At 61.2% G+C, this 13061-nt stretch carries 12 protein-coding genes and 4 tRNA genes; 9 read left to right on the plus strand and 7 right to left on the minus strand.

The window, feature by feature from the left end; genetic code table 11:
- Positions 1–32 precede the first annotated feature (32 nt).
- The 3 genes from KHO30_RS12345 to KHO30_RS12355 all read right to left on the minus strand — a co-directional run bounded on the left by KHO30_RS12345 (position 33) and on the right by KHO30_RS12355 (position 2593).
- Positions 33–1481, minus strand: coding sequence for a cupin domain-containing protein (locus KHO30_RS12345; protein ID WP_211701172.1), 1449 nt, complete (start codon positions 1479–1481; stop codon positions 33–35).
- Between the two features lie 84 nt (positions 1482–1565).
- Positions 1566–2318, minus strand: a complete 753-nt coding sequence (locus KHO30_RS12350; RefSeq protein ID WP_211701173.1) for a thioesterase II family protein — start codon at positions 2316–2318, stop codon at positions 1566–1568.
- Positions 2319–2344: 26 nt separating this feature from the next.
- On the minus strand, positions 2345–2593 hold the full coding sequence (locus KHO30_RS12355; protein ID WP_093633364.1) for an MbtH family protein: 249 nt from the start codon (positions 2591–2593) through the stop codon (positions 2345–2347).
- A gap of 855 nt (positions 2594–3448) precedes the next feature.
- On the opposite strand from KHO30_RS12355, the gene KHO30_RS12360 reads away from it, so the two are divergent.
- From KHO30_RS12360 to KHO30_RS12380, 5 genes are all read left to right on the plus strand, one after another.
- Positions 3449–3524 (plus strand) — tRNA-Glu (locus KHO30_RS12360).
- A gap of 82 nt (positions 3525–3606) precedes the next feature.
- A tRNA-Asp gene (locus KHO30_RS12365) sits at positions 3607–3683 on the plus strand.
- A 61-nt stretch (positions 3684–3744) separates the two neighbouring features.
- Positions 3745–3820 (plus strand) — tRNA-Glu (locus KHO30_RS12370).
- Positions 3821–3903: 83 nt separating this feature from the next.
- A tRNA-Asp gene (locus KHO30_RS12375) sits at positions 3904–3980 on the plus strand.
- A 153-nt stretch (positions 3981–4133) separates the two neighbouring features.
- Positions 4134–4598, plus strand: coding sequence for a GNAT family N-acetyltransferase (locus tag KHO30_RS12380; protein WP_211701174.1), 465 nt, complete (start codon positions 4134–4136; stop codon positions 4596–4598).
- Positions 4599–4637: 39 nt separating this feature from the next.
- On the opposite strand, the gene KHO30_RS12385 is transcribed toward KHO30_RS12380, so the two are convergent.
- Positions 4638–5507 (minus strand): AraC family transcriptional regulator, encoded by an 870-nt coding sequence (locus tag KHO30_RS12385; RefSeq protein WP_093633363.1) that lies wholly within the window; start codon positions 5505–5507, stop codon positions 4638–4640.
- 230 nt (positions 5508–5737) lie between these two features.
- On the opposite strand from KHO30_RS12385, the gene rraA reads away from it, so the two are divergent.
- On the plus strand, positions 5738–6232 hold the full coding sequence (rraA, locus tag KHO30_RS12390; RefSeq protein WP_200617913.1) for a ribonuclease E activity regulator RraA: 495 nt from the start codon (positions 5738–5740) through the stop codon (positions 6230–6232).
- Between the two features lie 56 nt (positions 6233–6288).
- Entirely contained in the window at positions 6289–6690 is a 402-nt protein-coding gene (locus KHO30_RS12395) for a gamma-glutamylcyclotransferase family protein (protein WP_093633361.1), read from the plus strand.
- Positions 6691–6944: 254 nt separating this feature from the next.
- Here the strand turns inward: KHO30_RS12395 and aceB are convergent, their stop codons facing one another.
- Entirely contained in the window at positions 6945–8555 is a 1611-nt protein-coding gene (gene aceB, locus KHO30_RS12400) for a malate synthase A (RefSeq protein WP_211701175.1), read from the minus strand.
- Positions 8556–8638: 83 nt separating this feature from the next.
- Positions 8639–9499 carry a (S)-2-haloacid dehalogenase gene (locus tag KHO30_RS12405; RefSeq protein WP_200652054.1) on the minus strand — a complete coding sequence of 287 codons (861 nt, stop codon included), beginning with the start codon at positions 9497–9499 and terminating at the stop codon, positions 8639–8641.
- Positions 9500–9677: 178 nt separating this feature from the next.
- On the opposite strand from KHO30_RS12405, the gene KHO30_RS12410 reads away from it, so the two are divergent.
- Positions 9678–10589 carry a LysR family transcriptional regulator gene (locus tag KHO30_RS12410; protein ID WP_200617916.1) on the plus strand — a complete coding sequence of 304 codons (912 nt, stop codon included), beginning with the start codon at positions 9678–9680 and terminating at the stop codon, positions 10587–10589.
- Positions 10590–10826: 237 nt separating this feature from the next.
- Positions 10827–11261, plus strand: a complete 435-nt coding sequence (locus KHO30_RS12415; RefSeq protein ID WP_175053195.1) for a universal stress protein — start codon at positions 10827–10829, stop codon at positions 11259–11261.
- 260 nt (positions 11262–11521) lie between these two features.
- Here the strand turns inward: KHO30_RS12415 and aceA are convergent, their stop codons facing one another.
- The gene (gene aceA, locus KHO30_RS12420) at positions 11522–12826 is read right to left on the minus strand and encodes an isocitrate lyase (protein ID WP_054041024.1); all 1305 of its coding nucleotides are present in this window, start codon (positions 12824–12826) and stop codon (positions 11522–11524) included.
- Between the last annotated feature and the right edge of the window lie 235 nt (positions 12827–13061).

Below are 13061 nucleotides of genomic sequence, written 5' to 3' on the forward strand. Positions count from 1 at the left end.
GGTGCGGCCCGAGTCCCGCCGGCCGATGTGCGTCAGGTGGTTGCCGTTGTGACGGCGGCGCTGCCCGCAGTCGATGGATCGGTGAGTTCGGCGATCCACTCGTCCGGAATGATCGGCTGGTGATACGTGCACGAATCGGACTCGACTGTCGAGCCGTGCAGACGCCCGTCGGGAATCAGCACCATGTCGCCGGGATGCATCGAAAGCTTCATGCCGAGGTTGCCCCAGAACAGCATGTCGCCGCTTTCGATCACGACCAGCCGATGTTCGTTGTGCACGTGAGTGGTCGAGCAGAGTTCATGAGGTTCGATGAACGTGTCGCGGTCGATGTCCGGAAAATCGATCTCGATCTTGTCGTAGATCCGGCGTGCGTACTCGCAATACGTTTCAATCGACGATAGCCAGTCCAGTTGTTCGCCGAGGTCCCAGCGTGCGCGCTGCGCCAGCAATTGCGCGCCGGCCACGCCCTGCGCGAACTGGTGCAATGCCTGCTCGCCGTGCCGCGCGATAAGCGTGTCGATCGTGCGTTCGAAGCGTGTTTGCAGGTCCGCGCGCAACGTCTCGACACTAGCGCCTGCGGCGGCGCCGGGCGCGATGTGGGCACAGGCTTTGAGCAGCGCGCCGCCAAAGGCGAGATGCTCGGCCTCGGCAACGAACGCCGCGCCGGCGAGCGCGAATGCGCGGTCCGGCCGCGAGCCGAGTGCGTAGAGCAGATTGCAGCGGGCCAGCGTGGTCGGCAGATAGAACTGCCAGTACGAATGGGTCTGGCGCGTGACGCCGCACATGCCGGCAATGCGCGCGAAGGTTGCGTCGTCCGGCAGCTGGCTCGATAGACTCGGGCGAAGTTCGGGATCGAGCCAGTCGAAATAGTTGGAGCCAGCAGCCCGTGCCAGCGCGGTACGGCGCGACGGCAGTGTCGCCCAGCGCTGAATGACGATGAAGCGCAAGCCTTCTTCGAGGAAGTCGCGCTGCAGCAGTCTGTCGAAGCGTGTGCTCCAGAACTGCAGTTCGTCATTCAGGGTTGCGGTGAGGCGTGTGCTGAGCGTTGCGCGGGTTTCGCCGGGTTGCGCCTGATCGCCCAGATAGTCGAATGCGTACGCTTCCAGGTAAGGGCGGATCTGCGCGCCGATGATGCGCTGTTTGTCGGCGTAAAACGAAGCACAACGCTGTTGCTGGTCGAGACTGCGGCCCGGTGCGCGGGCGATGTCGAGCTCGTTTAGCGTCAACAGCGTGCGGTTCGTGGCGAGCGACGGCAACCGGCTGACGTTGTCGGCGCGTACGGGTTTCTGGTACTGCAGAAAGTTGAAGTCTTCCGGCCGTAGCGGTCGCCGGTAGAAATCGTCGTCCAGCACCAGTTCATCCACCGATGCGCTGCGGAATGGATCGCACGCTGCGAATTCGCGTAGCAGCGACAGAAAAGTTTCACGCTGCGGATGCTGCGCGGCGAAATCGAGCAGGGCGGGGAAGACGGTTGGGTTCATGGGAAAGCGACTCCATTGCATTGAACAGGGCGGCTATGAGCGCAGCGAGCAGGTAACGCGCTGCGCGTACCGCTGGCGGCCGCGTTAGCCGATAGATTGCAGGTCTGCGTGCGTCTGCTCCAACGTGGCATGCCGCAACGAAACAGCGATCGCGTCGATCAGTTCGGCGCGATGACTGTCGATGAAAAAATGGCCGCCGTCGAAAATCGAGCGATCGAAGGCGCCGCGGCTCTCGTCGCGCCACGCATCGAGCTTGAGCACATCTTGCGTGACGTCGTCGCGACTGCCGCCGAATGCGTGGATCGGACAATCAAGCGGATTCCGTGTGCCGGGGCGCGGCGCGCGCCACGTGCCATACAGATGAAAATCGTTGCGCACTACCGGCACGATCAGTTCGACAAACTCACGATCCGCCAGCAACTCCGCCGAGGTCTGACCGAACGCCTTCAATTCGTCGAGCACATCCTGCTCCGGGCACACCAGCCAATCCGTTCTAGCCACGTGATGCGCCGGCGCGGGACAGCCGGACACGCCGAGCCAGCAAGGCTCGACACCGGTCCGCTGACACAGCGCGTGAGCTAACTCGAATGCGAGCAGCGCGCCGAGGCTGTGTCCGAACAATGCGAAAGGGCGATCGGGCTGTGAGCGCACGTCGGCGACCAGTCGGTCGATCAGACGCCCCCAATCCGGCAACAACGCCTCGTCGAGACGCACGCCGCGGCCAGGTAAATGCAATGGCGCGATCCGTAGCCACGACGGTGCCGCTTGTGGCCATTCCCGATAGACGGCCGCCGCCCCGCCCGCATAGGGCAGGCAAAACAATGTGATCGGCTGCATGGAAGGTGCGTTAGTGCGTTAGTACATCAGTGTGTCGCCGCGCCGACGGGGGCTGCACTCGCGGTTTCAGCCGGAGCGTCCATCGCCTGGCGCAGACTGAGCGGGCGCATGTCGACCCACACTTCGTCGATATATGCGAGGCATTCGGCTTTGGTGCCCTGCTTGCCCGCGGTGTTCCAGCCAGCCGGCAAGTTTTTGTAAGTAGGCCAAATTGAATATTGTTCTTCGTGATTCACGACTACGTCATAAACGGTATTTTCGTCGCCCCAGCTCATATTTTCCTCGTTAGTAATCCAAATTACCTATGCCAAAGGAATAGGTTTTTAGAGTGGTTGAATTGCATGCGCGAAAGGGTTCGCGAACCGCTAGCATTGCGAATTCTTTCGGCGGTATCTCTATTTTCTTGCGTGGATACGCGGGCTTGAAGATTGATAAGCAGAATAGGGCAACGTAGGAAGTCCGTCAAGGAATGAGAATGATTCTCATCTTCATTTCGGGGTTATTGGTCGATCGCCTCGCGCGACAAGAGCTTCCGGAGCGGACGACGATGGAATCTGTACCGCGACCCGGCATCACGGATGCAGTACAACCCGGCGAAGGTCGGCATGGCGGCCTCTCTCAATCTTGATATGGTTGTGTTCGCGTCTCGGCGATCTTCTGTTGATAGAGCGGCTTTTGCACTTGGCACACATGGGCTAGGTGCTTCGGGTGCATAGGCATCCGAAGGCCGTCTGGATGTCGGATAGGGCGGTGAAAGAAAATTCTTGCGCGGTGAAAAGGTAGCTGCGTATAATTGCGTTCTTCGCTGCTGTGACTTCCGGGACAAGTTGCAAGAGGGTGTTTCAGAGCGAGATGTTGTTGGAAAGCGTCAAATCGTAGATCATGTACCCCAAGTCGTACCCGATGGGGCTCGTGATTCACGAGAGCCTTTGGTGGCGCAGGTCTGCAGGGAATTTTTCGATCCCGCTTACCCCATCAGAGCAGAGTGAAGTCGTTCCGAAGTCTGGAGCTTGTAGCAAAAAAGACTTCACAAACAGCTGTAATGTAGTTAGAATATCGGTCTTTGCTGCTGACGAAAACGAAGTTAGCGTGAATTAGCAGCAAGATAAAGACAAATCTGAAAAGATTATGTCCCCTTCGTCTAGAGGCCTAGGACATCACCCTTTCACGGTGAGTACAGGGGTTCGAATCCCCTAGGGGACGCCAAACATCAGCGTCGCTTGGTAGTAGTAAAGCAGCGCAGCTTGCAGAGAAAAAACCAACGCTCGCAAGTCATGATAGGCAAACTGGAGTGGTAGTTCAGTTGGTTAGAATACCGGCCTGTCACGCCGGGGGTCGCGGGTTCGAGTCCCGTCCACTCCGCCAGACAAAGCCCGTTCATACAAACCTGAACGGGCTTTTTCATTAAAGGTGTAAGCAGTACGTTGTCCCCTTCGTCTAGAGGCCTAGGACATCACCCTTTCACGGTGAGTACAGGGGTTCGAATCCCCTAGGGGACGCCAGCAACATCGGCGTCGTTCGGTTAGCAGTATGAGCGGTGCAAGTGGTAAATGAGCCAGGCTCATTTGCCACGGTGCAAAAATCTGGAGCGGTAGTTCAGTTGGTTAGAATACCGGCCTGTCACGCCGGGGGTCGCGGGTTCGAGTCCCGTCCGCTCCGCCAGATTTTAAGAAGCCCACTTCGAAAGAAGTGGGCTTTTTTTATTTCCGCAGCCGGTTCGCCTGGGTATCGTCCGGGTATGCTCGGGACAAACAGCCATTGCCAGCGCGCGCGGCCTGTTTTACCGTTGACCCGACTCATCTTCGTCGTTCCACCATGTTCGATCCAACCGAAGCTCCGTCACCGTTTCATCTGCGCCCGGCCAGCATGGACGATTTCGAGTTCGCCGAGGCGCTGACTCGCAATAACATGGGCGGCTACTATCGTCGGCACCATCTGGTGTGGCGTGGCGATCTGTTTCTCGGCAGTTGGCGCGAGTCGGAGAATTTCATTCTCGAAGTGGGCGGCGCGCCGATCGGTGTGCTGCGCATCACCCAGGAAGGCGATTCGCTACATATCCGCGACGTGCAGATTGCCGAAGGGCATCGGCGCCTCGGCGCCGGCACGTATCTGCTCGATATGTCGCATCAATGGGCGCGCGAGCGCGGGCTGCGCGAGTTGCAGTTGCGCGTGTTCGTCGACAATCCTGCCGCGCGGCTGTACCAACGCAAGGGGTACAAGCTGGCGGGGCCGCGTCTGGCGCAACTCGGGGCGATCCGTCATCTGGCGCGGCGCGTTTGACGCACTGCGGCGAGTGGTTGCCGGTTACGCTTTACGCCGTCACTTTTGCGCGGTCTCTTCGTCCGCCTCGCTATCGCCGCGATCTCCACTCTCTACACGATGTTCAGCGCCACGCTCGATGAACGCTCGTGGGCTTTCGCCGAATGCTCGCCGGAACATCGCAGAGAACGCACTCTGACTCTGATAGCCCAGTTCCTGCGCTACATGTGAAAGCGGCCGCCCCTGGCTCAACAGCGGAATCGCGCGCGCGAGAATGGCCTGCTGACGCCATTGCGAAAAGCTCACGCCCAACTCCTGACGAAATAGCCGCGCAATCGTGCGCGTACTCGCTCCCACGCTCGATGCCCATTGTTCGAGCGATTCGCCATGCGTCGGGTCTGCGATCACGGCCTCGCACAATGCGCGCAAACGCTTTTCGTTCGGCATCGGCACGGATAGCGGCAGCGGCTCCGAACGCGTCAGTTCATCGAGTGCAAGAGCGCCTAGCAATTGTTCGCGCGTCGCCGAGATGCCTGGTGTGTCGAGCGCGGCGATGACTTCGCGTAGCAGATCCGATACTTCGACCACGCGCGGCGTATCCAGTCCGGCCGGAACCGTGCTTTCGGTGATGTAGAGCGTGCGCAGAAATGCATCTTCGACTGCGACCACTTCGTGTGTCACGTGCGGCGGCACCCAGATCGCCCGGGATGGCGGCACCATCCATGTCGTGCCGGTCGTCGCAACCCGCAGCACGCCGCGTGATGCATAGGCCACTTGGGCCCATGCATGCGTGTGTCGCGCGATGCGCCAGCCCGAAGGCATCAGCCGCGAGCGCACGCGGATCGGGTGCGTTTGCGTCGGCTGGAATTCGGGAGGGATGTCGGCGAAGTGGACCTGGCTCGACAGGGCTGAGTCAGTGGACGAATTCATCTTGAAGATCGATCCAATGGATGGAACGCAAAAAACGCAGTGGATGTATGCGCGCAACCCGCAAGCAGGGAGCGCTCACGCATAGAGCCATCAAGCGCGGACCTGAGCGCGCGGGCCAAGCAAGACCCAAAGGCCCAGACCCAAAACCACCGCGAGCCTCTCATTGTAGGTGTTACGTCGGAGTCAACGTTGCATAATGTCCCGATTGCAGGGATCCCGAGGAGAAGGTCATGAGTTTTGCAACCGCCGACTTGTGCGACGCACACGAGGACCAACTGGCGCTGGGCACACTGCGCGTGCTCGAACCGGTCTTTCATCTCTTCAGCCGTGCCGAGTGTTTCAGCGGCGAGGCGGTCACGCTAAAGGTGTTCGAAGACAACGCGCTCGTGCGCGCCACCCTAGAGGAGAAGGGCGCCGGCCGGGTGCTGGTCGTCGACGGTGGTGGCAGTCTGCGTTGCGCCCTCGTGGGCGGCAACCTCGCGCAAATCGCCGAACAGAATGGCTGGGCGGGCATCGTGCTGAACGGCTGCGTGCGAGACGCGCTTGAGCTCAATGAAGTCAATGTCGGCGTCGCGGCGCTGACGACCTGCCCACGGCGTGGCAAGAAGCTCGGCGCCGGCGAGCGCGACGTGCCGGTGCAATTGCCGGGCGCGCTCGTACGCCCGGGCGAATGGATCTATGTGGATATCGACGGCGTGCTGGTAGCGAGCGCGCCGCTGAACTGAACCCTAGGCAACAGCCGGGGGCAAGCCGAACTCATCATCAAGGAGAACAAACGACGATGCAGACCGTTTTTGTATACGGCACGTTGCGAGCCGGTGAAGTGAACGATCTTAGAGAGGCTGCGGCGCGCAACGAGATCGCCGCACCGAATCTGCTCGGCACGGCCACGGTGCGCGGCCATCTATTCGACTTCGGTCTGTACCCGGGCCTCGTGGTCGACGAAGCGGGCGTAGACGTCACGGGCGACGTCTACGAAATCGACGATGAACTGGTTGCGGTGCTCGACGAGATCGAAGCCGTGTATCCCGGCGTCGAAGATCGATTCCTCGCGCGGGAAGTGATGGTGAAAGTCGACGGTAACGTCGTGAACTGCCGCTTCTATCCGGTTGCGCCTCAGGCGGCGAAGGGCCTGCCGGAAATCAGGTCAGGTGATTGGGTCGAGTACCGCAGCACGCGTTGACAGGTTGTATGGCTGACCCACGGCGAGCGCGCCGCAGCATAACCGACGCATGACACGCACATCGCGAGCGCATAACAGGCGCACAACGAGTACATAAAAAAACGGCCCGGCAGGCATACGCCTGTCGGGCCGCCCGGTCGGTCAGCCTTGCGACCCAGGCCGCTCTTTCATCTTGCGTGGCTGGTGAAAGCGGGCCTGGTACGACGTCGTTATTGCTGGTAAATCAGGCTCATGCATGAGGCGTTTCAGATGCCTCAGATTTCCTCGTACAGCGGCAGCGTCAGGAAGTCGGTGAACTGCTCCGACGTCGACATCTCTTCGAAGATTTGTGCAGCGCGATCGTACGGCTTCGTATCCCCGCCGACTGCCTGCTTCACCTTGTCGAGCTCCTGTGCCGACAACTCGCGCACCAGCTCGGCCGTGACCTTGCGGCCGTCTTCGAGCTTGCCCTTCGGCGAGCGAATCCATTGCCACACTTGCGAGCGCGAGATCTCGGCGGTGGCGGCGTCCTCCATCAGGTTGTGAATCGGCACGCAGCCATTGCCTGCGAGCCACGAACCCAGGTAGTGAATGCCGACGTTGATGTTGTTGCGCAAACCGCCTTCGGTGATCGGCGCTTCCGGGCGGAAGTCCGTCAGGTCGGTCGCCGTGACGAGCACGTCGTCGCGTTGCTTGCCGATCTGATTCGGCTTGTCGCCGAGCACCTTGACGAATTCTTCCATCGCGATCGGCACGAGGCCCGGATGTGCGACCCAGCCACCGTCGTAACCGTCGCCGGCATCGCGCGCCTTGTCCGAGCGCACGCCACCCATGGCCTTGTCGTTGGCGGCCGGATCGTTCTTGATCGGGATCAGCGCGCTCATGCCGCCGATTGCCGGCGCATTGCGGCGATGGCAGGTCTTCAGCAACAGCAAAGCGTACGCACGCATGAACGGCGAGGTCATCGTGATCTGCGAGCGGTCGGCGAGACAGAAATCGCGGTCGTTCTTGAACTTCTTGATCGCCGAGAAGATGTAGTCCCAACGGCCGGCGTTCAGACCCGAGCTGTGTTCGCGCAGCTCGTACAGGATCTCGTCCATTTCGAAGGCGGCGACGATCGTCTCGATCAGAACGGTCGCGCGAATCGTGCCGCGCGGCACGCCGACGGCTTCCTGTGCGGCGAGGAAGATGTCGTTCCACAAACGCGCTTCCAGATGGCTTTCCATCTTCGGCAGATAGAAGTAGGGCGCCGTGCCGCGCGCAACCTGTTCCTTCGCGTTGTGAACCATGAAGAGCGCGAAATCGAAGATGCCGCCGGAGACGCGCTTGCCGTCCACGGTCACATGCTTTTCGTCCAGATGCCAGCCGCGCGGACGCACGATCAGCGTGGCGATCTTGTCGTTCAGCGTGTACGACTTGCCGTTCTGTTCAAGCGAAATCGTGCGGCGCACCGCGTCCTTCAGATTGATGTGACCGGCAATCTGGTTGTCCCAGCTCGGCGCATTCGAATCTTCGAAGTCGGTCATGTACGAATCCGCGCCCGAATTCAGCGCGTTGATGATCATCTTGCGCTCGACCGGTCCGGTGATTTCCACGCGGCGGCATTGCAGATCCTGCGGCAGCGGCGCGATTTTCCAGTCGCCTTCACGCACGCTCTTCGTTTCGGCGAGGAAGTCGGGGCGCTCGCCGGCGTCGAGACGTTTGGTGCGTTCCACACGCGCCTGCAGCAGTTGCTGGCGGCGCGGTTCAAACGTGCGGTGCAGCGCGGCGACGAGTTCGAGCGCTTCGCGAGTGAGGATCGCTTCATAGCCCGGCTTGATCTCAGCCGTGATTTCCATGCCCTGCGGCAGCGACAGCGATGATTGCGATGACAGCGGATTCGCCATAGTTTCTCCTTGGTCGGTCAGATTGCAAAGGTGCAAATGTTGAGATGCGGTTGAATTGCGTCCCGGGATCGAGGTGGTAGCTGTCATGCGCCAGGGCTGTGGCGTGTGCGGCTGCCAGCGGGATTGCCGGTGCTGCCCGTGCCGCCATTGCGGCCGGGCGACGCGAGGGACTTCAGAAAAGCGAGCAGATCGTTCATGCCTCCGCCCGCGCCATGCGGCGTGACGCCCAGTTCTTCGACTGGTGCGTTTTGCCGGTTAAGCCAGAAAGTTGTGAAGCCGAACCAGCCCGCGCCTGCCACGTCCCAGCCGTTCGACGACACGAAGACGATCTCGCGCGGTTCAGCGTTGAAGGCTTGCGTGCCGAGTGTGTAGGCCGCGGGCGAGGGTTTGTAGGCGCGTACCGTGTCGACGGACAGGACATGGTCGAACAGGCGCGTCATGCCGGCGCTCTTCACGGCGATGTCCAGCATTTGCGGATTGCCGTTCGAGAGGATTGCGAGACCGGGTCTTGTTGAACTTGCGTCTGCCCCGGCTTTGGCGCCAGCAGGCGCGGATGCGGATCCGGACGACGCTGAAGGCGCGTCGCGCAACTGGCGCAGCGCGGGCACGGCATCGGGAAAAGCGGACAGGCACGCATATTCGTCCATCAGACGCTTCTCTGCCGCACGGCCCAGTGTGAGATGCAGTTTCTTGGCGGCGAAGCGCAAGGCGTCGAGCGTGATGTCCCAGAACGGCCGGTAATGTGCACCGGGCGCACCGGCCGGATCGGCGAGCGTGCGCAGCTGCGTGTATTCGATCTGTTTCTGGCGCCACAACTGCGAGAGCGCGTCGCCGTGGCCCGGGAACATCTGCTCCGCGGCAGCGATCACCGAATGCACGTCGAAAAGCGTGCCGTACGCGTCGAAAATCACTGCTTTGGGGAAGGGTGTCGTTGTGGCCGACATTGCCGTGCACTCCTATCAGAGGTCAGGATGGATTGTATTAGTGATGCCATACGCTAAAAAAGAGGCTAAACATCACTTGATCTTTTACTTTCATACACCTAATCTGACGCGCACCGACCACTTTGCTGCACAAACGCCCCCAAAGGGACATCCTTCGAGGCGCGCGGCTCCGTTCCCCATGGATCGTTTCAAGCAGATCGAGACTTTCGTTACCGTCGCGGCCAAAGGCAGCCTGTCCGCCGCGGCGCTCGCCGAGGGCGTCGCGCCCGCGATCATCGGCCGTCGCATCGATGCGCTCGAAGAGCGTCTCGGCGTCAAATTGTTGGTGCGCACCACGCGCAAGATCACGCTGACCTTCGAAGGCTCGGCGTTTCTCGAGGATTGCCAGCGCGTCATCCATGACATGCAGAACGCCGAGGCCAGCGTGTCGGCGGGCGGCGTGAAGGCGAGTGGCCATTTGCGGCTGTCGGCGCCGGCCGGGTTTGGGCGCCGGCATGTTGCGCCGTTGGTGCCGGCCTTCACCGTCGCGCATCCGGATGTATCGATTACGCTCGACCTGTCCGACCGGCTGGTCGACCTCGTCAACGAGGGCTTCGACTGCGCCGTGCGTCTGGGCGAGTTGCCGGATTCGTCGCTGGTGTCGCTCAAGCTCGGTGAGAACCGCCGCGTATGCGTGGCTTCGCCGTCGTATCTGAGCCGGCGCGGTTCGCCGCACTCGCTGGCCGATCTCGCACATCACAACTGCCTCGCGCTCGGCGCGAGCGCCAACCAGCAGCGCGGCTGGATGTTCCAGCAGGGCGACAAGGTCGTGTCGATCAAGGTGTCCGGCACGATGGAATGCTCGGACGGCGCCGTGCTGCACGAGTGGTGTCTCGAGGGTTACGGGCTCGCATGGCGCTCGTGGTGGGAGGTCGGCACGGATATCGCGGCTGGCCGGCTGGTGAGCGTGCTCGACGAGTTCGCCGCGCCGCCGATCGGCATCCATGCGGTTTTTCCGCAGCGCCGGCATTTGCCGCTGCGGGTCCGGCTGTTTCTGGACTTTCTCAAGCATACGTACGGCCATCCTGATTACTGGGGCGAGGGCGGCTGAGTTGCCTCTGCGGTCCGGCGGTCCGTTGATCAGGCACAACGGCCCCTTATGCCGTCCTGCACAATCGCGACACACGACTGCTATGCGAATCCGCGCAGCGGGTTTTCGATATGCGGACAGACCCGCACGACGGCCTTGAGCGCGTTTCTGCGACCTACAATCGATTGAAGCGGTTTCCAAGCCGCGCCTCGTGGGACGCTGACGCCGCGCTGCACGCAGCCGGCGACGGAGGGCATCATGTTCAGGCACATCCTGGTTCCGACCGATGGTTCAGACCTGTCACGCAAAGCGATAGACGGCGCCATCGATCTCGCGCAGGCCGTCGGTGCTCGCGTTACCGCCTACGCGTGTCTGCCGCAATATCCATACTCGCCGTTCTCCGATGTAGTGATCGAGCCGCCGGTCGAGTTTCTGCAGCGCAGCGAGCGCGAAGCGCACGTGCACCTGAGAGAAGTGGAACTGGCCGCGCGCCGCGTCGGCGTCGCGTTCGACAGTCGCACGAGCGTGCATCCGGCGCCGTACCTCGGCATCATCGAAGCCGCGGAGCAGGGCGCCTGTGACGTGATTTTCATGGCGTCGCATGGACGGCGCGGCCTCGGCAGTTTGCTGATCGGCAGCGAGACGCAGCGGGTCCTGACGCATACGAAGATCCCGGTCATCGTGTACCGCTGAGGCGCGCGTTCGCGATTCCCGTCACGCGCAAAACCGGCATAGCAAAAAAACGCGCCGGCGATGAGGCCGGCGCGTCCGATGCTCGCCGCACAATGCGTTGTGCTGACTTTTTCTCCACTGCCGCCATCTCTCCCAGATTCCAGCCATCAGGGCAGACCGGCGTGCTTCCGCCCTGATGGCTGCTCCTCCCTGACAGCGGCTCTCTAACGGAGCCGCTTTTTCGTCTGCCTTGCCGTTCCCGCGATCAGACTGCAGGGTACTTAAGCGACCTTCTTGTCGAAGAACTGTTCGTCTTCCGTCGAACCGTGCAGCGCGGTCGTCGATGCATCGCGCTCGACCGTTTGCGTCACGGCGTCGAAGTAGCCGGTGCCGACTTCGCGCTGGTGCTTGACCGCGGTGAAGCCCTTTTCGGCCGCAGCGAATTCAGCCTGCTGCATTTCGACGAAGGCGGTCATCTGGTTGCGGGCATAGCCGTGCGCCAGGTTGAACATCGAGTAGTTCAGCGCGTGGAAGCCGGCCAGCGTGATGAACTGGAACTTGTAGCCCATTGCACCGAGTTCGCGCTGGAACTTGGCGATGGTTGCGTCGTCCAGGTTCTTCTTCCAGTTGAACGACGGCGAGCAGTTGTACGACAGCAGCTGGTCCGGGAATTCCTTGTGGATCGCGTCGGCGAATTTCTTCGCGAACTCGAGGTCCGGCTTGCCGGTTTCACACCAGATCATGTCGGCGTACGGCGCATAGGCGAGGCCACGCGAGATTGCCTGTTCCAGACCCGGCTTCGTGCGATAGAAACCTTCTACCGTGCGTTCGCCCGTCAGGAACGGCTTGTCGTTGTCATCCACGTCCGACGTGATCAGGTCGGCGGCTTCAGCGTCGGTGCGAGCCAGCAGCACGGTCGACGTGCCGGAGACGTCGGCGGCCAGACGAGCAGCGGTCAGCTTGGCGATGTTTTCGCGGGTCGGCACGAGCACCTTGCCGCCCATGTGGCCGCACTTCTTCACCGAAGCGAGCTGGTCTTCGAAGTGCACGCCTGCGGCGCCCGCTTCGATCATGGCCTTCATCAGTTCGAATGCGTTCAGCACGCCGCCGAAACCGGCTTCCGCGTCGGCCACGATCGGGGCGAAGTAGTCGATATAGCCTTCGTCGCCCGGATTCTTGCCTTCTGACCACTGGATCTGGTCAGCGCGCGTCAGCGTATTGTTGATGCGCTTCACGACGAGCGGCACCGAGTTCGCCGGGTACAGCGACTGGTCCGGGTACATTTCACCGGCCACGTTCGCATCGCCCGCCACTTGCCAGCCCGACAGGTAGATCGCCTTCAGGCCGGCCTTGACCTGTTGCATCGCCTGGTTGCCGGTCAGCGCGCCGAGCGAGTTCACGAACGGCTCGTTGTTGACGCTTTCCCACAGCTTTTCCGCGCCGCGCTTGGCAAGCGTGTGCTCCACTTGCAGCGAGCCGCGCAGGCGGATCACGTCTTCGGCGGTGTACGTACGCTTCACGCCTTTCCAGCGCGGATCGGTTTCCCATTGCTGCTGGAGTTGCTTGGCTTGTTGTTCGCGCGACATGGTGTGCTCCTTGGTTGCCTGTAATGGATAGATGACTCTTGTCTCTTCGTCGAAGCGCTTGGCCCGTTGAGGCGTTTCGTTTCGTGAAGTCTTATATAAGAGTCTAGGCAAATCGACCGTCGCGCAATAGCTGCCGAGGAGCGTTTTTTTAATATTTATTTTTGTTAAAAATCAATTGCTTGCGTCACGCGTTTCGCATTAAGAAACGTCTTTTCCCATCTTGCAATAGGCCTTG

Origin of the sequence: Paraburkholderia aspalathi, from assembly GCF_905220735.1 — a bacterium.
Lineage (GTDB): Bacteria > Pseudomonadota > Gammaproteobacteria > Burkholderiales > Burkholderiaceae > Paraburkholderia > Paraburkholderia aspalathi.

Bases quoted from the DNA above. Each gene is read 5' to 3' on its own strand.
- KHO30_RS12345 (WP_211701172.1), bottom strand. From the start codon at position 1,481: ATGAACCCAACCGTCTTCCCCGCCCTGCTCGATTTCGCCGCGCAGCAT.
- KHO30_RS12350 (WP_211701173.1), bottom strand. From the start codon at position 2,318: ATGCAGCCGATCACATTGTTTTGCCTGCCCTATGCGGGCGGGGCGGCG.
- KHO30_RS12355 (WP_093633364.1), bottom strand. From the start codon at position 2,593: ATGAGCTGGGGCGACGAAAATACCGTTTATGACGTAGTCGTGAATCAC.
- KHO30_RS12380 (WP_211701174.1), top strand. From the start codon at position 4,134: ATGTTCGATCCAACCGAAGCTCCGTCACCGTTTCATCTGCGCCCGGCC.
- KHO30_RS12385 (WP_093633363.1), bottom strand. From the start codon at position 5,507: ATGAATTCGTCCACTGACTCAGCCCTGTCGAGCCAGGTCCACTTCGCC.
- rraA (WP_200617913.1), top strand. From the start codon at position 5,738: ATGAGTTTTGCAACCGCCGACTTGTGCGACGCACACGAGGACCAACTG.
- KHO30_RS12395 (WP_093633361.1), top strand. From the start codon at position 6,289: ATGCAGACCGTTTTTGTATACGGCACGTTGCGAGCCGGTGAAGTGAAC.
- aceB (WP_211701175.1), bottom strand. From the start codon at position 8,555: ATGGCGAATCCGCTGTCATCGCAATCATCGCTGTCGCTGCCGCAGGGC.
- KHO30_RS12405 (WP_200652054.1), bottom strand. From the start codon at position 9,499: ATGTCGGCCACAACGACACCCTTCCCCAAAGCAGTGATTTTCGACGCG.
- KHO30_RS12410 (WP_200617916.1), top strand. From the start codon at position 9,678: ATGGATCGTTTCAAGCAGATCGAGACTTTCGTTACCGTCGCGGCCAAA.
- KHO30_RS12415 (WP_175053195.1), top strand. From the start codon at position 10,827: ATGTTCAGGCACATCCTGGTTCCGACCGATGGTTCAGACCTGTCACGC.
- aceA (WP_054041024.1), bottom strand. From the start codon at position 12,826: ATGTCGCGCGAACAACAAGCCAAGCAACTCCAGCAGCAATGGGAAACC.